At 72.8% G+C, this 20,722-nt stretch carries 24 protein-coding genes; 17 read left to right on the forward strand and 7 right to left on the reverse strand.

Features of this window, described 5'->3' with window-relative positions:
* The first annotated feature begins 49 nt into the window (after positions 1–49).
* Positions 50–628 (forward strand): GNAT family N-acetyltransferase, encoded by a 579-nt coding sequence (locus CP975_RS30155; protein ID WP_055535974.1) that lies wholly within the window; start codon positions 50–52, stop codon positions 626–628.
* On the opposite strand, the gene CP975_RS30160 is transcribed toward CP975_RS30155, so the two are convergent.
* Positions 603–944, reverse strand: a complete 342-nt coding sequence (locus CP975_RS30160; RefSeq protein ID WP_055535975.1) for a DUF6204 family protein — start codon at positions 942–944, stop codon at positions 603–605. The genes CP975_RS30155 and CP975_RS30160 overlap by 26 nt on opposite strands.
* Before the next feature lie 203 nt (positions 945–1,147).
* Between CP975_RS30160 and CP975_RS30165 the strand changes: the two genes are divergently transcribed.
* Complete coding sequence (locus tag CP975_RS30165) at positions 1,148–3,115, forward strand: DUF5107 domain-containing protein (RefSeq protein WP_199783217.1); 1,968 nt, start codon at positions 1,148–1,150, stop codon at positions 3,113–3,115.
* A gap of 39 nt (positions 3,116–3,154) precedes the next feature.
* Here CP975_RS30165 and CP975_RS30170 read toward each other — a convergent pair whose 3' ends face one another.
* Both CP975_RS30170 and CP975_RS36680 read right to left on the reverse strand, forming a co-directional pair.
* Positions 3,155–3,511, reverse strand: a complete 357-nt coding sequence (locus CP975_RS30170; protein WP_055535976.1) for a VOC family protein — start codon at positions 3,509–3,511, stop codon at positions 3,155–3,157.
* 168 nt (positions 3,512–3,679) lie between these two features.
* Complete coding sequence (locus tag CP975_RS36680) at positions 3,680–3,757, reverse strand: 50S ribosomal protein bL37 (RefSeq protein WP_370443954.1); 78 nt, start codon at positions 3,755–3,757, stop codon at positions 3,680–3,682.
* 179 nt (positions 3,758–3,936) lie between these two features.
* Here CP975_RS36680 and CP975_RS30175 point away from each other — a divergent pair, with 179 nt between their 5' ends.
* Complete coding sequence (locus CP975_RS30175) at positions 3,937–4,464, forward strand: phage holin family protein (protein ID WP_150477566.1); 528 nt, start codon at positions 3,937–3,939, stop codon at positions 4,462–4,464.
* Between the two features lie 52 nt (positions 4,465–4,516).
* On the opposite strand, the gene CP975_RS30180 is transcribed toward CP975_RS30175, so the two are convergent.
* A complete protein-coding gene (locus tag CP975_RS30180) occupies positions 4,517–5,614 on the reverse strand; it encodes an enolase C-terminal domain-like protein (protein ID WP_055528627.1) in 1,098 nt (365 codons plus the stop codon).
* 530 nt (positions 5,615–6,144) lie between these two features.
* Here CP975_RS30180 and CP975_RS30185 point away from each other — a divergent pair.
* On the forward strand, positions 6,145–6,492 hold the full coding sequence (locus tag CP975_RS30185; RefSeq protein ID WP_055528625.1) for a hypothetical protein: 348 nt from the start codon (positions 6,145–6,147) through the stop codon (positions 6,490–6,492).
* Complete coding sequence (locus CP975_RS30190) at positions 6,489–8,336, forward strand: transketolase (RefSeq protein WP_055528624.1); 1,848 nt, start codon at positions 6,489–6,491, stop codon at positions 8,334–8,336. Before CP975_RS30185 ends, CP975_RS30190 begins: the two co-directional genes overlap by 4 nt.
* Positions 8,337–8,360: 24 nt before the next feature.
* Here the strand turns inward: CP975_RS30190 and CP975_RS30195 are convergent, their stop codons facing one another.
* The gene (locus tag CP975_RS30195) at positions 8,361–8,909 is read right to left on the reverse strand and encodes a hypothetical protein (protein WP_055528623.1); all 549 of its coding nucleotides are present in this window, start codon (positions 8,907–8,909) and stop codon (positions 8,361–8,363) included.
* A gap of 232 nt (positions 8,910–9,141) precedes the next feature.
* Between CP975_RS30195 and ligD the strand changes: the two genes are divergently transcribed.
* From ligD to CP975_RS30255, 12 genes are read left to right on the forward strand one after another with little or no spacing between them, the layout of a single operon-like run.
* Complete coding sequence (gene ligD, locus CP975_RS30200) at positions 9,142–10,146, forward strand: non-homologous end-joining DNA ligase (RefSeq protein ID WP_055528622.1); 1,005 nt, start codon at positions 9,142–9,144, stop codon at positions 10,144–10,146.
* Between the two features lie 49 nt (positions 10,147–10,195).
* Positions 10,196–10,555: a gas vesicle protein GvpO gene (locus tag CP975_RS30205; protein WP_055528621.1), complete on the forward strand. Its 360-nt coding sequence runs from the start codon at positions 10,196–10,198 to the stop codon at positions 10,553–10,555.
* Between the two features lie 49 nt (positions 10,556–10,604).
* The gene (locus CP975_RS30210) at positions 10,605–11,036 is read left to right on the forward strand and encodes a gas vesicle structural protein GvpA (RefSeq protein ID WP_030789826.1); all 432 of its coding nucleotides are present in this window, start codon (positions 10,605–10,607) and stop codon (positions 11,034–11,036) included.
* Positions 11,033–11,773, forward strand: a complete 741-nt coding sequence (locus CP975_RS30215; RefSeq protein ID WP_055528619.1) for a GvpL/GvpF family gas vesicle protein — start codon at positions 11,033–11,035, stop codon at positions 11,771–11,773. Before CP975_RS30210 ends, CP975_RS30215 begins: the two co-directional genes overlap by 4 nt.
* A gap of 4 nt (positions 11,774–11,777) precedes the next feature.
* Complete coding sequence (locus CP975_RS30220; protein WP_055528618.1) at positions 11,778–12,023, forward strand: gas vesicle protein GvpG; 246 nt, start codon at positions 11,778–11,780, stop codon at positions 12,021–12,023.
* Positions 12,020–12,748, forward strand: coding sequence for a hypothetical protein (locus tag CP975_RS30225; RefSeq protein WP_055528617.1), 729 nt, complete (start codon positions 12,020–12,022; stop codon positions 12,746–12,748). Before CP975_RS30220 ends, CP975_RS30225 begins: the two co-directional genes overlap by 4 nt.
* Positions 12,741–13,916: an SRPBCC family protein gene (locus CP975_RS30230; RefSeq protein WP_055528616.1), complete on the forward strand. Its 1,176-nt coding sequence runs from the start codon at positions 12,741–12,743 to the stop codon at positions 13,914–13,916. The genes CP975_RS30225 and CP975_RS30230 overlap by 8 nt, the downstream gene beginning before the upstream one ends.
* Entirely contained in the window at positions 13,913–14,272 is a 360-nt protein-coding gene (locus tag CP975_RS30235; RefSeq protein ID WP_055528615.1) for a gas vesicle protein, read from the forward strand. Before CP975_RS30230 ends, CP975_RS30235 begins: the two co-directional genes overlap by 4 nt.
* Positions 14,256–15,074, forward strand: coding sequence for a GvpL/GvpF family gas vesicle protein (locus tag CP975_RS30240; protein ID WP_246201684.1), 819 nt, complete (start codon positions 14,256–14,258; stop codon positions 15,072–15,074). Before CP975_RS30235 ends, CP975_RS30240 begins: the two co-directional genes overlap by 17 nt.
* On the forward strand, positions 15,071–15,259 hold the full coding sequence (locus CP975_RS30245) for a gas vesicle protein (protein WP_030789793.1): 189 nt from the start codon (positions 15,071–15,073) through the stop codon (positions 15,257–15,259). Before CP975_RS30240 ends, CP975_RS30245 begins: the two co-directional genes overlap by 4 nt.
* 3 nt (positions 15,260–15,262) lie before the next feature.
* On the forward strand, positions 15,263–15,550 hold the full coding sequence (locus CP975_RS30250) for a gas vesicle protein K (protein ID WP_030789790.1): 288 nt from the start codon (positions 15,263–15,265) through the stop codon (positions 15,548–15,550).
* Between the two features lie 35 nt (positions 15,551–15,585).
* Positions 15,586–18,261 (forward strand): hypothetical protein, encoded by a 2,676-nt coding sequence (locus tag CP975_RS30255; protein WP_055528614.1) that lies wholly within the window; start codon positions 15,586–15,588, stop codon positions 18,259–18,261.
* A 46-nt stretch (positions 18,262–18,307) separates the two neighbouring features.
* Here the strand turns inward: CP975_RS30255 and CP975_RS30260 are convergent, their stop codons facing one another.
* Together CP975_RS30260 and CP975_RS30265 are read right to left on the reverse strand one after the other, a co-directional pair.
* Positions 18,308–19,117, reverse strand: coding sequence for a class I SAM-dependent methyltransferase (locus tag CP975_RS30260; RefSeq protein WP_055528613.1), 810 nt, complete (start codon positions 19,115–19,117; stop codon positions 18,308–18,310).
* A 92-nt stretch (positions 19,118–19,209) separates the two neighbouring features.
* Positions 19,210–20,715 (reverse strand): bifunctional phosphatase PAP2/diacylglycerol kinase family protein, encoded by a 1,506-nt coding sequence (locus CP975_RS30265; protein WP_055528612.1) that lies wholly within the window; start codon positions 20,713–20,715, stop codon positions 19,210–19,212.
* Between the last annotated feature and the right edge of the window lie 7 nt (positions 20,716–20,722).

Raw genomic sequence — 20,722 nt, forward strand, 5'->3', positions numbered from 1 at the left:
CGGCCGCCTGGCTTCGCGGCACACGGGTAGCCACGGGTAGCGTGGCCCGATGCCCGACACAGCCCCCCGACCGGCCGACGGCTCCCGCGTGGCCATACGCCCCTTCACCTGCGCGGACTCCGCCGAATTCACCGCACGTACCCGCGAGAGCCGGGAACTGCACCGGCCCTGGCTCTTCCCGCCGGCCTCGGACGACGCCTACCGCGCGTACGCGAAGGCGCTCGACGAGGACCCGGCCAGGGCCGGCTTCCTCGTGTGCGAGCGCGACAGCGGGGCCATCGCGGGGTTCATCAACATCAACAACATCGTGCGGGGCGGTTTCCGCAGCGGAGCCCTCGGCTACGGGTCCTTCGCGCATGCCGCGGGGCGCGGGCTGATGAGCGAGGGACTCGGCCTCGTCATGGCGTACGCCTTCGGGGAGCTGGGGCTGCACCGCCTGGAGGCCAACATCCAGCCGGGCAACGCCCCCTCCATCGCCCTCGTGCGCCGCGCCGGCTTCCGCCTGGAGGGCTTCTCCCCGGACTTCCTCTACGTCGACGGGGCCTGGCGCGACCACGAACGCTGGGCCATCACCGCCGACATGGCGCCGGTGCCGGTGCCCGTCAGCGCCGCGAAGGCTTCCGGTTGATCTTCATGGTGTCCATGTCCGTCACGCTCGACCGCAGGTCCCGGAAGCCGTGGCCCCGCTCCCTCAGCATCGTCTCGGCCTGCTCCTCGGCGAGCGCCCCCGCCATCTCCTCGCCGTCCTCGGCGTCGGAGACCACCACGTAGCGCAGCGAGAAGTGCTTGAGCGCGCGGTCGTAGGTGAGGGTGCCCTCGGGCGTGAACTTCATCTGGGCCAGGCCGTGTTCCTCGACCTCCGCGAGGAGCGCCGCGCGTGACGCGTCCGTCAGCTCGTCCCACGTCCCTCGGACGATCACTCGGTAGGTGTGCTGGGTGCCCATGTCCTCGCGCTCTTCTCTCTCGACTGCCGGTCTGTCGACCGCCGGTCTCCCGGCCGGCGGCCCACGGCCGAAGGGATCAGGGTACGTCGCCGGGGGCGGGACGCCCACGGAATATCGGCGGAGCGGGTGCGATGTGCGCGGTGCGGCCTTTACGCAATCCTGGCCCGAAGGGCCCCTGGGCGGCGCCGCCGTGACCGTGTTCCATGGTGATCGTGAAGACCACCGTGCGCCGTGACGTACTGACCCTGCCCGTCGCCCCGACCGGCCCCGAGAACCCGCTGCCCCCGCTGCGGCCGCCCGGCGACCCGCACACCCCGGACGAGCGCGCCAAGAACGGCCTGCCGCGCGACATGGCACGCCAGGTCGGGTACGAGCCGCTGCGCAGCCTGCTGCCCGTGCGGCTCCTCGACGGCTACGGACGCAAGCGCACAGATACGCCGCTCGGCACCCTCGTCATCGAGAACGGCCGGCTGCGCGCCACCGTCCTGCCCGGCTACGGAGGGCGCGTCCACTCCCTCCTCCACAAGCCGACCGGACGCGAACTCCTCTACCGCAACCCGGTGTTGCAGCCCGCGGGCTTCGCACTCAACGGCGCGTGGTTCTCCGGGGGCATCGAGTGGAACATCGGCGCCACCGGCCACACCACCCTGTCCTGCGCACCCGTGCACGCCGCCCGCGTGACCGCGCCCGACGGCGGCGAGATGCTGCGCCTGTGGGAGTGGGAGCGGCTGCGCGACCTGCCTTTCCAGGTGGACCTCTGGCTTCCCGAGGACTCCGACTTCCTCCACGTCGGCGTGCGGATCCGCAACCCGCACGAGAAGCCCGCGCCGGTCTACTGGTGGTCGAACATGGCGGTGCCCGAGGAGCGCAGGGTGCTCGCCCCCGCCGACGAGGCATGGCGGTTCGCCCACCCGGGCGGGCTGCGACGGGTGCCGGTGCCCGTGTCCGACGGCGCCGACCGGACGTACCCGCCGCGCAGCGAGTACTCCGCCGACTATTTCTTCGACGTCCCTGACGGCGCCCGGCGGTGGATCGCCGCGCTCGACGAGGACGGCCACGGGCTCGTGCAGACCTCCACGGATCTGCCGCGCGGCCGCAAGCTCTTCGTCTGGGGCACCGGCAGCGGCGGGCGGCGCTGGCAGGAGTGGCTCACCGAACCCGGCACCGGCGGCTACGCGGAGATCCAGTCGGGCCTCGCGCGCACGCAGCTGGAGCACGTACGCCTGGACGCCGGGACCGAGTTCAGCTGGCTGGAGTCGTACGGGCCGCTGTCCGCACGCGCCGACCTCGTGCACGGCGACTGGGCGGACGCGTGCGCCGAGACCCGGGCGCGCCTCGCGGACGCCCTGCCCGGGGAGGCCGTCGACGCCGCCTACGTAGCCTGGCTGGCCCGCGCCGACACCGAGCCGGGGGAGGTGCTCGCGGTCGGCTCCGGCTGGGGCGCGCTGGAGGTCCTGCGCGCCGAGTACAAGCTGCCGGGCACGCCCTTCGACGAGTCGACGCTCGGTACCGAGCAGGCGCCCTGGCTCGAACTGCTGCGCTCGGGAGCCTTTCCCGAGCCGTGCGAGGTCGCTCCGCCCGGCCCGACGCTCGTCAGCCGCAACTGGCGCGACATGCTGGAGACAGCGCCCGCGCGACCGCTCACGGAGTACCACCTGGGGGTCGCGCAGTGGCACGAGGGCGACCGGGCGCAGGCCGTCCGCAGCTGGGAGCGGGGGCTCGAACGTGCCCTGTCCCGCTGGCCGTTGCTGCGCTGCCTCGCCGTCGCGGACGCCGTCGAGGGACATCTGGAGCGGGCCGCCGACCGGTACGCGGAGGCCTTCGACGACCTGTGCCAGGAGCGGCGTGACGACGGCGCGGCCTGGACGGCGGCGACGGCCGCGCTCGGCCGCGAGGCGATATCCGGGCTGCTGGCGGCGGACCGCCCGGAGGCGGCACGCGCGGTGTGGGACCGCCTCCACGAAACCACCCGCGCCGAGGGCCGCTTCCGCCTCGTCGAGGCCCAGATCCGCTACGCCGAGGGCGACATAGCGGCGGTGCGGGCCGTCTTCGACGAAGGGTTCGAGGCGGCCGACCTGCGGGAGGGCGCCGAGCCCCTGGGCGACCTGTGGGCGGCGGCCACCGGCGGCGAGGAGATCCCGGCGCGCTACGACTTCCGGCTACGGCCCTAGGGCGCGGGGCGAACCGGGCCGGGGCTGGCCGGGGCCGGGTCAGGTCGCCGTGGCGCGGCGGTCCACGTACTCGAAGACGGCGCCGTCGGGGTGCATCGCGATGAGGTTGCGCCCGGCGGGGGTGGGGACGGGGCCCGCGATGACGCGGGCGCCGGACGCGTTCAGTACGGCGTACGCCTCGTCCACGTCCCGCACCGCGATGGTCGCCGAGACCTTGCGGAGGATCTCCAGCTCCTGCTCCGGGCCGCTCATCAGCAGGAAGCAGCCGATCGCGGCCACGGAGACGCCGCCGCGCTCGAAGCGCATCGCCTTGCCGCCCGCGAGGCGCTCGTAGAACGCGACCGAGGACTCCAGGTCCTCGACGCAGATGCGCAGCGTGGTTCCCAGGATCTCCATGATTGGAACGCCCTCACCTCTGTGGCCCGCCAACGGCTCCGCAACGATTTCATGATTGCCCGCTCCCTCGCCACCGCCTCCGGCGAGGACGCTCCCTCAACTCCCGTGAGGGGCAGGCACAGTGGAGGGCGGCACCGTACGGTGCCGCCCTCCCGCCGTCACCCGTCGTCAGGACTGGGGACGGCTGCCGTGGTTCGCGCCGTTCTTGCGGCGGGCCTTCTTCTTGCGACGTCGCTTCGAGGACATGGATACCTCCGTGTTTCGGTGGTGCTTCCCAGGTGCGAACCCAGGCGATCATGCGCCGCCTACCCAAAGCGCGATCCCGTCATGGTGTGACCTACATCACGGCGGGTGTGATGTCGCGCGGGCCTGCCCCCCCCGGAGAGTGCCGTTACTCGCCGCGCGCCACGGGTACCCGGGGCGCCATGACTGGCTTCGACAAACCCCAGACCGGCCTCGACAAGCAGCCGTTCGACAAGGCCCTGACCGACGAGCTGGTCCGTACGATCCGCAGCGAACTGCGGGAGGAACTGCGCGAGCAGACCAAGAAGCAGCGGCGCAAGGCCACGCTCTACGCCGGATCCGGCGCCACCGCGTTCTACGCGGGTGCCGCCGTCGCCCTCGCCGTCGGTCTCGCGCTCGCCCTGGTGCTGCCCGACTGGGCGGCGGCCCTGATCGTCGGCGCGCTACTCGCCGTCGCCGCGATGCTGCTGCGCAACGCGGCACGCCCGAGCGCCGAGCGCCCGGCGGCCCACCCCGGCGCCGCCGCTCCGTACGCGGATCCGGCGGGGGCCGCGGGGGCTCCGGGTGTCACGCGCCCCGCGGGCGTCACGGGCGACGGGCCCGCCGCCCCGGCCGTTCCCCCGGGCACCCCCGCACCGCCGCCGATGCCGCCCTCCGTGCCCGCGGCGCCCGCCGGGGCCCCCGAGACGCCGCGGCGCGACGAGCGCTGACGCGGGATGGCGGTCGCCGGGAGCCGTGTGCGGCCGCCGGGGGACCGGGGCCTCACACCACCCGGAACTCCTCCACCTCGGCCGTGCGCAGCTCCAGGCCGTGCCCGACGCCACCCTCCGGGCGCACGACGCCGCCGGTCGGGTCCAGGGCCCCGGCGAAGAACATCGACTCGATCCGCACATGGTCGTGGAACCACTCGATGTGCCGCAGGTTCGGCACGCACGCGGCGACCGCGGCATGCGCGTGCGGCGCGCAGTGCGCCGAGACCTCCAGGCCGTGCGCCTGCGCGAGAGCCGCCGCGCGCAGCCACTCGGTGAGGCCGCCGCAGCGCGTCGCGTCCACCTGCAAACAGTCCACGGACGGGATCATGCGGGCGAAGTACGGCAGGTCGTAGCCGTACTCTCCCGCCGTCACGTCACACACCAGCGCGTCCCTGACCAGCGCGAGGCCCCGCAGGTCGTCCGATGACACCGGCTCCTCGAACCAGCCCACGCCGTGCTCGGCGAGCACCCTGCCTACCCGTACGGCCTGCTTGCGCGTATAGCCGCCGCTCGCGTCGACGTACAACTCGGCCTGCGGGCCGATGACGTCACGCGCGGTGCGCACCCGCGACACGTCGCGGCCCGCGGCCCGGCCCCACCGCTCGCCGATCTTGATCTTTACGCGCGGAATGTGCTGGCCGTGCACCCAGCCGTTCAGCTGCGCCGCCAGATGCGTGTCGTGGTACGTCGTGAAGCCGCCGCTGCCGTAGACGGGAACCTCGTCGCGGGCCGCGCCGAGGAGACGTACGAGCGGCAGTTCCAGGAGGCGGGCCTTCAGGTCCCACAGCGCGATGTCGACCGCCGAGATCGCGCGGCCCGCGGCGCCGGGGCGCCCGGTGTCGCGCACCGCCTTCGTCATCGCGTCGTGCGCCGCGGGGATGTCGAGGGCGTCCCGGCCGAGAACGGCCGGGGTGAGCTGCTCGTCGACGAGCGCGGCGACGGATGCGGGCGCGTACGTCCAGCCGGTGCCCGTCGCGTCGCCCGCGGTGATCTCGACGATGACGACCGTCGTGGTGTCCCAGGCGAAGGTGCCGTCCGCCTCGGGTGCGTCCGCGGGCACCGTGTACGCGGAGACGACGGGCCGTTCGATCGCGACTGCGTCCTTCATCTGGGGCTTCCTCGGTTCATGGTGCGCGGGGGTTCGGGGGCGCGGGCGCGGGCGCGGGACAGGCGCGCGCGCAGGGCGCGGCGGCCGGGAGCGTGGGGATGCGCCTCCGGTGCGTCGGGGGGAAACGGGTCGGATACGGCTCCGGGTAACCCCGTGACGCGGCGGCAAACGGCGTCCGAAGCGTGCCGGACCTCGGTTTTCGGCCCTCGGCGGCGTTGCTCCCGGGCGCCCGCCCTCCTCTGCTTCCGGGCGCCCGCCGGTCCGGGCCGAGCGCCCTCGGATCCGGAGTTTGCCGTCCGCCGGGCCGGGGCACGCGGAGGTTCCGAGCCCGCCGGACCCGACCCCGCCGGAGGCGCACCATGAGCCGACCCCGCACCGTCATTGTCGGAGCCGGGTCCGCCTGTCACCGTGCGGCGCACACCCCGGCCCGGCGGCCACGGCCGACCGGGCAGGTCCGGCCGGCCCGACAGGTTCGGCCTTCCCGGCGCAGACATGGCCGTCGCCGCCTCCGGGCCGCCCGGTGCCCAGCCGTGACGGCGGGACGCGTCGCCGCGGCCCGCGCGCGCGGCCACCACCTGGCGGTCATGCCGGGCGATCGCGTCCGGGGCGCCGCAGACTGGCTCCTGGAGGCCGCACCGCCGCGCCGGGACGCGCGGGTCGGCCGCGTACGGCTCGGCGACGCCCGGCTCGGCGACCCCCGGCCCAGCCCGGTCCGCTCGTCGCCGCTCCCGGCGGACACCAAGACAGCCCGGACACCCCGGACGTCCGCGCCGACGGGCCCCGCGGCACCGAAGACGGCCCGAACGCCCGTGCCGGACCGCGACCCCCAGGGCCGCCACGCCCAGGCGGCCCCGCACAGCAAGGAGACCCCCTCATGACCAGCAGTGACCTCTCCACCCTCGCCCAGCAGCTGCGCGTCGACTCGGTCCGCGCCGCGGCCGCCGCCGGCTCCGGGCACCCCACCTCGTCGATGTCCGCCGCCGACCTGATGGCGGTGCTCATGGCCCGCCATCTGCACTACGACTTCGACCGCCCGGACCATCCGGGCAACGACCGCTTCATCCTCTCCAAGGGCCACGCCTCCCCGCTGCTCTACGCGGCGTACAAGGCGGCGGGCGCGCTCACCGACGACGAACTGCTGACCTTCCGCAAGGAGGGCAGCCGCCTCCAGGGACACCCGACACCCCGCGCCCTGCCGTGGGTGGAGGTCGCCACCGGCTCGCTCGGGCAGGGCCTGCCCGTCGGCGTGGGCATGGCACTCTCCGGCAAGCGGCTCGAACGCATCCCCTACCGCGTCTGGGTGCTCTGCGGCGACAGCGAACTCGCCGAGGGCTCCGTCTGGGAGGCCGCCGAGCACGCCGGATACGAACACCTCGACAACCTCACCGTGATCGTCGACGTCAACCGGCTCGGCCAGCGAGGACCGACCCGCCACGAGTGGAACCTGAAGGCCTACGCCGACCGCTTCAAGGCCTTCGACTGGCACGTCGTCGAGACCGACGGGCACGACGTCGACGCCATCGACCGCGCCTTCCAGGAGGCGGGCTCCACCGCGGGGCAGCCGACCGTCATCCTCGCCCGCACCCTCAAGGGCAGGGGCGTCGCCTCCATCGAGAACCGCGAGGGGCTGCACGGCAAGCCGCTGCCGGACGCGGAGTCGGCCATCGAGGAGCTGGGCGGCGTACGCGACGTACGCGTCGAGGTGCGCAAGCCGGCCGCGGCGCGCACCCTGCACGCGGAGCGCGCCGGTCACCTCGAACTGCCCCGCCACGAGGTCGGCGAGGACATCGCCACCCGCGACGCCTACGGACAGGCGCTCGCCGCGCTCGGCACCGCGCGCGGTGACGTGGTCGCCCTGGACGGCGAGGTGGGCGACTCGACACGCACGGAGTACTTCGCCAAGGAACACCCCGACCGCTACTTCGAGTGCTACATCGCCGAGCAGCAACTGGTCGCCTCCGCCGTCGGCATGGCGGCGCGCGGCTGGGTGCCCTACGCGTCGACGTTCGCGGCGTTCCTCACGCGCGCCCACGACTTCGTACGGATGGCGGCGATCAGCGGCGCGGGCATCAACCTCGTCGGCTCCCACGCGGGCGTCGCCATCGGCGAGGACGGCCCCTCCCAGATGGGCCTCGAAGACCTGGCGATGTTCCGCGCGGTGCACGGCTCCACGGTCCTGTACCCGTGCGACGCCCACCAGACCGGGCGGCTCATCGCCCAGATGGCCGAACTCGACGGCGTGCGCTACCTGCGTACGTCACGCGGGAACACGCCCGTCATCTACGGCCCCGGCGAGGAGTTCCCCATCGGCGGCTCGAAGGTCCTGCGCTCCTCCGACGCGGACCGTCTCACCCTCGTCGCCGCCGGGGTGACCGTCCACGAGGCCCTGGCCGCCGCGGAGTTGCTGGAGACCGAGGGCATTCCGGTGCGCGTCATCGACCTGTACTCCGTCAAGCCCGTCGACCGCCGCACCCTGCGCGAGGCGGCCACGCGCACCGGATGCCTGGTCACCGTCGAGGACCACCGCGAGGAGGGCGGCCTCGGCGACGCGGTCCTCGACGCGTTCACCGACGGCGGCCCGGTGCCGCGCCTGGTCCGGCTCGCCGTGCGCACGATGCCCGGCTCGGCGTCGCCCGAGGAGCAGCTGCGCGCGGCGGGCATCGACGCCCAGTCGATCGCCGCGGCGGCGCGGCTGCTGGTGGAGGAGGGGGTGGTGCGGTGACCTCCGCGCGGCGGTGCTCGGGGCTCACCGGGCCGTCCTCTTGAACCACGCGTTGGCCGCGGGGCGGAACATCAGGAAGACCGCCGTCAGCACGGCCGTCAGATGCAGCAGACGGCTGCCGCCGAACAGGACGTCCACGGCGTCCAGGTCGCGGAAGGCCTCGCCGACCGGGTGCCCGTCGGCCAGCCGGCGTGCGGGCTCGACGACCAGGGACAGCGTGCCGAAGACGCCGAGAACGCCCGCCAGGGTGAGCCGCGCCCAGTTCCCGCCGCGCCGCATCCGCACCGCGACCAGAACGGCCGCCGAGTACACGGCCACGCGCAGGGCGAGACCGCCCGCGAGGTCACCGGTGGACGCGTCGCCGTCGGCCACTTCCCCGATCACCGCGAGCACCGTCTCGAAGACACCGGCGGCGACCGCGGTGAGCCAGAGCGCGAAGGCCGCCCTGATGGGCGCGGGAGCGGGCGGCTCGTCCGTTTTCGGGAGCACGCGGGCCAGCGGCGCCGACGGCCGGGGGCTGGGGCGGGGGCGGGTGTGCCGCGGGCCGGAGCGCAGGTCTGAGTCGTGCGTCATGGCGGGCCTCACTGAGGGTCGTGGATGCGGGAGTGCCGTTCGGTGCCTTCGATCCTCCCGGCCGGGGCGCTGCCGGACACGCCCGCCGTCCCCCTGGTTCCCGGTGGTGCCAGCCACCCTGCCGACCAGGGTGAACACCACCGCGGCAGGGGGCTCGGGGCGACTACCGGGGCCGTCCCGGGGTACCCGATGAGTCCGTCCGACCCGGTGACCCGAGCGGAAGGAAACGCCTATGAGCGACGTACGGACGGTGCGGGCGGGCCGCCGCACCGTGGAGCTGCACCGGCCGGACAAGGTCCTCTTCCCGGCCGGTGAGGACGGCGGCGGCAGGGAAAGAAGCGGCGGCGAGGACAGCAGCGAGGGCCGTACGCAAGGCGAGGGCCGTACGCAAGGCGAGGGCGCGGGGAAGGGCTACACGAAAGCGGACCTCTTCGACTACTACCGGTCCGTCGCCCCCTACATGCTGCCCCACCTGCGCGGCCGCCCCCTGATGCTGGAGCGCCACCCCGACGGTGTCGAGGGCCCCCGCTTCATGCAGAAGGACACGCCGGACCACTACCCGGAGTGGATCACCCGCGCCGAGGTCGCCAAGAAGGACGGCACGGTCACGCACACCGTGTGCGACGACATTGCCACGCTGCTCTTCCTCGCCGACCAGGCCTGTCTCACCCTGCACCGCTGGCTCTCCCGCACCGGCCAGATCGACCGCCCCGACCGGCTGGTCTTCGACCTGGACCCGGCGAAGGACGACTTCGGCGCCGTGCGCGACGCGGCCCGGCTGCTCGGGGAGCTTCTCGACCACATGAGCCTGCCGTCCGCCCTGATGACGACCGGCTCACGCGGACTGCACGTCGTCGTGCCCCTCAACGGCCGCCACGACTTCGACGACGCACGCGACTTCGCCAAGGACGTCGCCGACACGCTCGCCGCCGCGCACCCCGAGCGGCTCACCACGGCCGCCCGCAAAGAGGCGCGCGGCGACCGGCTCTACCTCGACGTGCAGCGCAACGGGTACGCGCAGACAGCGGTGGCCCCCTTCTCCGTGCGGGCCGAGCCCGGCGCCCCGGTGGCCGTCCCGCTCGCCTGGGAACAGCTCGACGACCCCGCCGTACACGCCCGCCGCTGGACCATCGAGAACGCCCTGGAACAGGCCCGCACGGACCCGTGGGCCGGCGTCCCGCGCAACGGACGCGCCCTCGGACCGGCCCGCCGCAAGCTGCGCGCCCTGCGTGGTTGAGGCGAGGTTTGGCCAAGGGCCTCCGGGACACACGTACCGGGAGGTGAACATGGCCAATACGTCACGTAAGGCAACAGACGACAAGACAACGGACACCACGCAGAGCGAGAAGAACAACAAGACATCGGACGCCGCGCAGAACGAACTGCCGGGCCCCATGGCAGTTCTGCGGGCCGCGCAGACCCAGCTCGCCGAGCTGACCGGCATGACAGCCGAATCGGTGTCGTCCTTCGAACGCACCGACGAGGGCTGGCTGTTGGAGATCGAGGTGCTCGAACTGGCCCGCGTCCCGGACACGATGAGTTTGCTGGCGACGTACGAGGTGCGGCTCGACCCGCAGGGCGAGCTGACCGGTTACCGGCGGATCCGCCGCTACGAGCGCGGACGTTCCGACTCCCGCAACAAGTAACGGAACAAGGCAACAAGTAACGGACCCACAGCAAGGAGGCTCAGTCGGTATGACCGTAGTCCCGGCACAACAGTCCGGCGGCGGTGGCGGCTCCAGTGGCCTGTACGACGTCGTGGAGCTCATCCTCGACCGAGGACTCGTCATCGACGCCTTCGTACGCGTCTCGCTCGTCGGTATCGAGATCCTGAAGGTCGACGTCCGTGTCGTCGTCGCGAGCGTCGACACCTATCTGCGGTTCGCCGAGGCGTGCAACCGCCTCGACCTGGAATCCGGGCCGAAGAAGGACCCCGGCCTGCCGGACCTCGTCGGTGAGATCACCGAGTCCGGCGCCAAGGGCAAGTCCAAGGGCGCGCTCTCCGGAGCGGCCGAGACCATATCGGACGCCTTCAAGCAGTCCCGTGAGGAAGGCCAGCGACAGACCGAGGAGCGCCCGCGGGCCCGGCGGTCCACGACCTCGCGCCGCAAGGAGGAGAAGGAGTGACCACCTACGTCTACGGCATCGCCAACAGCTCCCACCCGGCCCTGCCGGACGGCATGGAGGGCATCGGGAAGCCGGCGTGCCCCGTGCGCATCCTCAAGCAGGGTGAACTCGCCGCGATTGTGAGCGACGCCCCCGAGGACCTCAAGCCCAAGCGGCGTGACCTGCTCGCCCACCAGAACGTCCTCTCGGAGGCGGGCGCCGCGGGCTCCGTGCTCCCGATGCGCTTCGGCAGCCTCGCGCCGGACGACGAGACCGTCGTATCCGTGCTCGGGGAGCGCGCCGACCACTACACGGAACGGCTGCGCACCCTCGACGGCAAGGTCGAGTACAACGTGAAGGCCACGCACAACGAACAGGCGGTGCTGCACCAGGTCCTCGCGGAGAACCCGGAGCTGCGCGCCATGGTGGAGGCCAACCAGCGCCAGGGCGGCGGCAGCCAGGAGCAGAAGTTGCAGCTCGGTGAGGCGGTCACCTCCGCGGTGCGGGCCCGCGAGGCGAGCGACGCCGTCGAGGTGCGGCGCGCGCTGGAGCCGACGGCCGAGGCGGTCGCCGACGGGCCCGAGAGCACCGGCTGGCTCGCCAACATCTCGTTCCTGGTGAGCCGCAAGTCCGCCGAGGGCTTCGTCGCCGCGGTGGACGAACTCCGGACCACCCAGCCGCACCTGGAACTCACGGTGCACGGCCCGCTGCCGCCGTACAGCTTCGTCGACCCGGGCCCCGCCGGACCGGCGGAGTGACGCCATGGGACTCATCGGCGAACTGCTCATGCTGCCGCTGGCCCCGGCCCGTGGCTCCCTCTGGGTGCTGAGACAGGTCGTCGACGAGGCGGAGCGGCAGTACTACGACCCCTCGGCCATCCGTCGCGAACTCGCCCGCCTCGAGCAGCGCCTGGAGGCGGGCGAGATCGACGAGGACGAGTTCGAACGGGCCGAGGACGAACTCCTCGACCGGCTGCAACACAGCACAGGACAGGACTTCAGACAATGAACCGACTGGCAATGGGCCTTGCCGTGGGCGCGGGATACGTCCTCGGCCGCACGAAGAAGGCGAAGTTCGCGTTCGCCGTCGGCACGATGGTCGCGGGCAAGCGGCTGAACCTGAGCCCGAAGGCGCTGGGGTCGCTGGTGACCCAGCAGCTGGAGAACAACCCGCAGTTCAAGGAGATCGGCGATCAGCTGCGCGAGGATCTGCGGGGCGTGGGCAAGGCCGCCACGGGATCGCTCCTGAACCGTCAGCTCGAAGGCCTCGCCGACCGGCTGCACGACCGCACCCTCGACGTCCAGGACCGGATCTCCGGCGTGGCGCCGGACGACGTCAAGGACGTGGCCCGGGACGACGAGGACGACGAGGACGACGAGGACGCGGCCCGGGACGAAGAGGACGCGGAGCCCGAGTCGGCCGGGCGGCGTAAGAAGACGGCCGCCAAGAGGCCGTCATCGTCGAAGTCCGAGCCGCGGTCGCAGGACGACTCCGAATCGCGGTCGGAGGAGAAGTCGGAGACGAAGCCGGCCGCGAGGAAGACCGTGGCGAAGAAGACCGCGGCGAAGAAGACGGCCCGCAAGGCCGTCCCGAAGCAGGCCGGCCAGAGTAAGACCGCCCAGAGCAAGACCGCCCAGAAGAAGTCGGCTTCGGCGGCTCGCGGCGGCGCCCGCAAGACGGCCTCGGCGTCCCGCACGGGCGGCGGCCGGGCGAAGGGAGGCGACCGTGGCTGAGTCACCCCTGGGCAACATCACGCGCAGCCCCGCCGCCGACCGCCTGAAGGAAGAGGCGCAGGCCTACCTCATGGCGCAGGTCGAGCGCATGCTCATCGGCGTGGGCCACCGGCTCGGCGACGCCACCGTCAAGCTGAACGACATCGCGGACGGCAAGAGCCCCGGCTTCCGCAAGCTCGCGCTGGACGCGGGCAAGAAGGTCGCCGAGGGCAAGGGTCCGGTGCGTGGTGCGCTGGAACTGGGCGGCAGCCGGCTGAAGGAGAAGGTCACCGACGCCGTCAAGGGCGTCGGGGGCGGCAAGCGCAAGAAGGGCGGCGCGGGCAAGAAGCCCACCGTCATCCTGGAGTACGTCGACGTCGGCGTCCCGGTCCGTGAGGCGTACGACCAGTGGACGCAGTACCAGGAGTTCTCCACCTTCGCGAAGGGCGTCGAGGACGCCACCGTCGCGAGCGACACGGACATCGACTGGAAGCTCAAGGTCTTCTGGTCCAAGCGCAGTTGGAAGGCGCACACCACCGAGCAGGTCCCGGACCAGCGGATCACCTGGACGTCCGAGGGGGCCAAGGGGACGGCGAAGGGCGCCGTCACCTTCCACCCGCTCGCGGAGAACCTCACGCGGGTCCTGCTGGTCATCGAGTACTACCCGCAGGGGCTCTTCGAGAAGACCGGCAACATCTGGCGCGCCCAGGGCCGCAGGGCACGCCTCGACCTCAAGCACTTCGCCCGGCACATCACGCTGCGCGGCGAGGCGAGCGACGGCTGGCGCGGTGAGATCCGCGACGGCGAGGTCGTCCGCAGTCACGAGGACGCCGTGGCCGATGAGGAGTCCGAGGAGGAGCGCCCCGAGGTCGAGTACGACGAGGACGGCGAGGACGGCGAGGACAGGGAAGACCGCGAGGACGCGCCGGAGGCGGAGTACGAGGACGAGGACGAGCCCGAGGAGGAACTCGACGAGCCCGAGGCCGAGTACGACGAAGAGGCCGAGGAGGAAGACGACGAGCCCGAGGACGATCCCGAGGCCGAGTACGACGAAGAGACCGACGGCGAAGTCGACGAGGACGAGGTCGATGACGAGGCTGACGGCGAGGTCGATGACGAGGCCGACGTCGACGAGGAGAAGCGTCGCGAGTACGCCGAGTCGGCCGACGGCGGACGGGACAGCCGATGACGGCCTCCCCGGGCGGCGGCCTGCCCGGCCCCTACGGCAGCAGCGGCGGCGGGGCCAACCTCGCGGACATCCTCGAACGCGTCCTGGACAAGGGCATCGTCATCGCGGGCGACATCAAGATCAACCTGCTCGACATCGAACTGCTCACCATCAAGCTCCGCCTCATCGTCGCCTCCGTCGACAAGGCCAAGGAGATGGGCATCGACTGGTGGGAGCAGGACCCGGCGCTCTCGTCCGGAGCGCGCCACAAGGAACTCTCCCAGGAGAACGCGGAGTTGAGGCGGCGCCTGGAGGAACTGGAGTCACAGGGCGTCCTGGAGCCCGCCGAGAAGGAGTCACGTGAGCCTCGCAAGTGAGGAACTGCGGTACGTCTACGCGGTCTGCCGTCCGCTGGACGCGCCGCTCGCCGCCGACCTGACCGGGGTCGGCGGCGTGCCGCCCCGGCAGCTCGCCCACGAAGGCCTCATCGCCGTGGTGGGCCCGGTGCCGGAGCGGGACTTCGCGGAGGAGCCGCTGCGCAGGCACCTGGAGGACCTGGACTGGCTCTCCGACACGGCCCGCGCACACCAGCGGGTGATCGCGGCGCTGACCAGCGTCACCTGCCCGCTGCCGCTGCGGCTCGCGACCGTATTCCGTGACGACAGCGGCGTGCGCGCCATGCTGGAGGAGGGAGCGGACCGCTTCCGGCGGGTCCTCGACCGGATCGACGGATGCGTGGAATGGGGCGTCAAGGTTCATCTGGAGAGCGAGGAGTCCTCGCGGGAGCGGCCCGCCGAGGGGGCGCCGAGCAAGCCGCTCTCGGGGCGCGACTATCTGCGCCAGCGGCGCAGCCGGCAGACCGCCCAGGACGAGAGCTGGCAGCGGGCCGAGGCCTTCGCCCAGGCCCTGCACGAGAAGCTGTCGCGCCGGGCCGACGACTCCAGGCTGCACGCCCCGCAGAACTCGTCCCTCTCCAAGGCGCCCGGGCGGAACATCCTCAACGCCGCCTATCTGGTGCCCCGCGCGCACTCCGAGGAGTTCGTCGAACTCGTAGACCACACCAAGGACGAGGAGGGGGACTCCTCCGGTCTGCGGGTGGAGCTGACGGGCCCCTGGGCGGCCTACTCCTTCACCGCCGACGACGAAACGGGCGCCGACGACGCGGGGCGCTCCCGATGACGGTCGTCGAGCGCCGTGAAATAGCCCTGGTCGACCTGCTCGACCGCCTTCTCGCGGGCGGGGTCGTCATCAAGGGCGACATCACGCTGCGGATCGCGGACGTCGACCTCGTACGCATCGACCTGAACGCACTGATCAGCTCGGTGAACGAACAAGTGCCCTCACCGTGGCCGGAATTGGAGTAACCCATGGATGGCGGCGACCGCAAACGCATGGACCTCGATCCGGACACCGTGGAGCGGGACCTGGTGAAACTTGTCCTGACCATCATCGAGCTGCTGCGCCAGCTCATGGAGCGTCAGGCCGTGCGCCGCTTCGACACCGGTGACCTCACCGAGGACCAGGAGGAGCGGATCGGGCTGACGCTGATGCTCCTGGAGGACCGGATGGCCGAGCTGCGCGACCGGTACGGTCTGCGGGCCGAGGACCTGAACCTGGACCTCGGCCCGCTGGGCTCGCTCCTCCCGAAGGACTAGGTGCTTCCGGCGAGTTGTGTGGGACGCTTCCCGAGATGGATGAGGTCGGGGGCGCGGACGATGAGACAGCGGACGGCGCGGAGGATCGCGCGGAGCGTCCGGGGCTGGGGCGGCATCGCCGTACCCGCCACCCCCGGCGCGGCAAGCCCTCCGCGTACGCGCTGCTCCTGCTGACCCTCACCCCCTTCTCAGCCCTGACCTGCCTCCTGACGCTCCTTCTCGGCGCGGTGTTCGGCCGGGATGCGGGCGGCGCGGCCGCGGTGCTCGCCGGACTGGCGCTGCTGGGGCCGTTCGCCGTCCGGGCGTCGAGGTACCGGCGGCACACGAGAGTGGAGTTCCGCCTCTACGACAAGGGCCTCGTCGCGATCGCGGCCGACGGTACGGAAGCGGTCTATCGCTGGCGGTCGGCCGCTGTCTTCACGCACGGCCCGCATCGCTACAAGCTGTCCGACTCCGAGGGGGCGGTCGTCACGCTCCCGCCGGAGGGGGAGTGGGGTCAGGTGGTCCGGCAGGGTGTCCGGGACGAGCAGCTGGCACCGGCCGCCGACACCGCTGTGAACGGCGGTGAAGTCCCGTTCGGGGAGCTGGTGTTGAGCCGGGACGGGCTGACCGTACGGCGTAGGCGCGGCCGGGACGACTTCACTGCCTGGGAGGACGTCGACTCGCTCTCCCTCACGGCGGAGGGCGACCTCGTGGTCACCTCGCGTGGCAGCGACTTCCCGACCTATTTCGTGCGGCCCGGGTGCCAAGTGCCCAACCTGGAGATCTTCCTCGATCTCGCCCGTCGGCTGCGCGCACGCAGACCGCGTGCGGCCCACGCTGCGGCCCCACCGACTCCGGAGACCGCGGCTTCGGACGAGCCCGCGTCGACCGGGCCCGCGTCGGCTCCCCGCGACGAACGGGAACCGCTGATCGAGGTGCCGGAACTCCTGGCCCTGTACGTCACCTTCGGGGTGGGCGCGTGGGCGGCCTGGCACCTCGGCACCGCGCAGGGCATCGACGGCCCGGGGTCCGCACTCCTCGCCGCCGTCAGGGGCGCCCTCGGCGGAATTCTCGGCGCGGTCGCGGGCATCGGCCTCGCGGCAGCCGTCATGGCCGCGCCGGAAATAGTCGGCGTCCTGATCGTCGAGCCCCTGATCCGCTGGTTCCGGCACCGCCGCTACGTCGCCGCGGCCGTCCTCGCGCTGTGCGCGGCCGTCCCGCCGGTGGCCCTGCTCGTCGTCCTGTTCCGCGCGTTCCCCTCCCGCCTGGTCCCGCTGGTGGTCCTGCTCTTCTTCGGCGGCTGGACGCTGCTGCTCGCGGTGAAGCGGTGCGGTGTGTCCGAGCGCCTGATCGTGCGGCACCTTCCGGACCTGCCAGGCGTGTTCCTCGTCGTGCTCGCCGTCGAGCAACTGGTCTCCGGCGACGTACTGACCCTCACGCCGGCCGCCGGATTCTTCTTCCCGCTCGCCATCTGGCTCTCCTGGCGCGGCTGGCGAAAGCTGAAGGACTCGGCTCGGCCGACGGTGCAGGCGGCGGCCGACATCGTCCTGTCCGTGGAACTCGGCCTGGTGCTCAGCGTGTTGCTGGTGTGGCTGGCCAACGTACTGTCGTTCACCCCGCTCCAAGTCACCGTCGTACGCGGAATCGTGGAGAAGATCCAGGGACTGACCGAGGTGCACTGGCTGTACTGGCTGGCGGTCTACACGGTGCTGGCGCTCGGCAGTTACGCGGACTTGCGCAGGCCGGACCGCGTCGCGCGACTCAGACGGCGGTCGCGCCCCGCGCGCTTCAGCGAGTCCCGGCTGCCGCTGGGCCTCACCGCCAACTTCGCCCGGCGTTCCCTGTCAGGGGTCAACGTCGGCATCATGGTCGCCCTGCTGTTCCTCGTCGCGCTGGCCCCGGTGTCCGAGGGCGCGTGGAAGCGGCCGATGGCCGAGAGATACGCGCTGGAGGTCCAGCGTCGGCAGTACGCCGAGGGCGCCACGGCCGCCTACAAGGAGATCCACCAGCAGGTCACGGCGCACCCCCGGGCCACCGCCCGGCTGAGAGCCGTGATCCTCGCCGTGCACCGGGCCGCTCCCTCGCCGCCCGGTGAGTCCGTGAACCGGACGGCGCTGGACACCGCCCGGCAGGTCGGCCGCTTCCAGGCCGCCACACTCGCACTCGACGAACCGGCGCCACCCCCCGAGCCGCCCCCGGAGGCCGACGACCTCGACGGCCGGCTCGCCCAGCTCGACGAGAGCCAACGGCGCACCGCGGAGCGCGAGCAGCGGACCGACCGGTTCGCCGAGCTGGCCTCCCTCGCGATCACCCGCACCTTCGACGCCCTCGACCTGGGCGACAACCAGGCCGTGCAGCTGGTCAAGGAGTACCTCGGCGGCCTGGTGGAGGACGGCCCGGTGAAGAAGGTCTTCCACCGGTGGGGCGAAGGCGTCGGCCGGCCCCCGCCCGAGGGCGGCCGACTCGTGCGCGTCGACATCCGCCGTCTGACGGCGGTGGCCTACGAGCGCACCCACGCGGCAGTCGCACGCGCCGACGCCGGCCTGCTCGCGTTCTACGGCCGGTTCGGCATCGGCATCCCCGCCGAGGTGACGTCGCCGGGACTCGCGGTCGACCTGGCGAACCAGCGCCGGTATCTGCGGCAGGGCACGGGCCCCTGCACCGGCTGTGTCAGCTCCACGACCGGGGGTTCCAGTACGGGCGGAGGCGGAGGTGGCGGGCGCCGCTGAGTGCCCGCCGAGCCCACGCCCCGGATGCGGCAGAGGACGACGCGCGCTACTTGCGGCAGAGGATCTCGCCGTGCAGCACCACGAACCACCCGTCCTGCGCCCCGCCCCACTCCCGCCAGGCCGCCGCGACGGCCCGCAGCTGCTCGACGTCCGCGTGCCCGCCCGACACCGCGCGTTCGGCGTAGGAGGAGGCGACCGTGCGGTCCGCCCACAGCCCGCTCCACCAGGCCCGCTCCTCATCGGAGGAGTAACACCACGTGCCGGCGCTCGCGGTGACGTCCGTCAGACCGGCCTCCATGGCCCAGGACTTGAGACGGCGCCCGGCATCCGGCTCGCCGCCGTTGGCGCGGGCCACCCGCCGGTACAGGTCCAGCCAGTCGTCCAGGGCGGGTGCCTTCGGGTACCAGGTCATCGCCGCGTAGTCGGCGTCGCGGGCCGCGATGATGCCGCCCGGCTTGCAGACCCGCCGCATCTCGCTCAGCGCCCGCACCGGATCGCCCACGTGCTGGAGCACCTGATGGGCGTGCACGACGCAGAACGTGTCGTCGGGAAAGTCGAGGTCGTGCACGTCCGCGACGGCGAAGTCCACGTTGTCCAGGCCGCGTTCAGCAGCCGTGGCGCGTGCCGTGCCGAGGATGTCCGGCGCGTGGTCGACGCCCGTCACACGGCCCTGCGGAACCAGCGCCGCCAGGTCGGCGGTGATGGTGCCCGGCCCGCAGCCGATGTCGAGGACCTTCATGTGCGGCTTCAGCGAACCGACGAGGTACGCGGCGGAGTTGGCGGCGGTGCGCCAGGTGTGGGAACGCAGTACGGACTCGTGGTGGCCGTGCGTATAGACGGCGGTTTCCTTCGGCATGGCGGACTCCTCCAGGTTCGCTGCACGCTTGCTGCGGTACGCCGAACCTACGCCGCCACGCCGAATAGTGAGACCCGTGTATCAGCATCTGGTCATCCGATGGCGGGGAGCGGACGATAGACGGTGAGCGCCTCCGGGAGCTTGTCGAGCAGCAACGCGCCCTGGACCTCGGTGAGTTCACCGTCGTACGCCGCCACCGTGCCCGGCCCGATGTCGTCCACCCGCAGACTCCGCAGCCGCACTGCCGCCTGGACCGGGGTGCGGACCGCGGAACCGGCGAGCGCGGCGGCGAGCAGCCGCACGCCCGGCGTCCGGCCGCCGTGCACGGCGCGTACGTCCAGCAGCCCGTCCGCCAGGTCGAGCCGGCGGCCCGGCGCGAGACCGAACCGGTGGTACGAGCCGTTGCCCGCGAAGAGCAGCCACAGCGGCCGCCTGCGGCCCCGGACCTCGGCGCTCATCGGCGCCGGCTTCGAGCGCAGCGTCCGCAGGGCGGCGAGGGCGGCGGCGGGCCGGTCGCCCAGGCGGCGCGCCCAGCGGTCGCTGCGGCGGACCGTCTCCGGGAGGACACCGAGGCTGAAGGTGTTGAGGAAGATGCCCTCGGTCCTGTCCTCCTCGGGAGTGCCGTCCGGCGAGCTGAAGCGCCCCACGTCGACCGCCACCGCGCCGCCCTCCTCCACGGCACGGCACAGGTCGCGCGTCTCCTCCACGCCGATGTCGTACGCGAAGTGGTCCGGCCTGCCGCCCGGCAGCACCGCGAGCGGCAGCCCGTGGCGCAGGGCGACACCGGCCGCGGCGTTGACGGAGCCGTCACCGCCGCACACCCCCAGCGCCCGCGCGCGGCCCGCCGCCTTCTCCAGCTCGGCGCTCAGGTCGTCCGGCGCACAGGTGATGACCTCGGCGAGTGGCAGGACGGCCCGCAGGGCCCTCGCACGCTCACCGGCGCGCGCACCGGACTCGGCGACCAGGACCAGGCCCTCACCGCCGGGCAGGGCGGGCGCCTCGGGACGCGGCCTGCCCGGGGCGGGCAGCTGACCGCGGGTCGGCGCGAGGCCGCGCACCGCGAAGGCCGCGCCCGCGCCGAGAGCCGCGCCCGCGACGACGTCGCCCGGGAAGTGCACGCCGGTGTAGACGCGGGAGAGCGCCACCGCGCCCGCGACGGGCGCGACCCCCGCGCCCCAGGCCCGCGACTCCAGCGCCACACCGGTGGCGAAGGCCACGGCGGACGCGGAGTGACCCGAGGGGAACGACGTGGTGATCGGCTGCCGCTTCAGCTGCCGGATCAGCGGCACCGTGTCGAGCAGCGGCCGAGCCCGTCGCACCGAGCGCTTGCCGAGCGTGTTGATGGTCGCGGAGGCCAGCGCGAGCGAGGCGACCCCGCGCACGGCGGCCCGGCGGGCCCTCGGCGTGCCGGTCGCCGCCATCACCGCCGCCGTGCCGAACCACAGCAGCCCGTGGTTGGCGCTGCGGCTCAGCCGGGGGAGGAAACGGTCCGCCCCCGGCCAGTGCCGGGAGGCGACCGCGTCGAAGACGCGGTAGTCGAGGGCGAGCAGCCGGGCCCGCGGGCCGTCCTGACGTGAGGGGGAGACATCTGCGGTCATATGCTCC

It is taken from the genome of Streptomyces alboniger (genome assembly GCF_008704395.1).
Lineage (GTDB): Bacteria > Actinomycetota > Actinomycetes > Streptomycetales > Streptomycetaceae > Streptomyces > Streptomyces alboniger.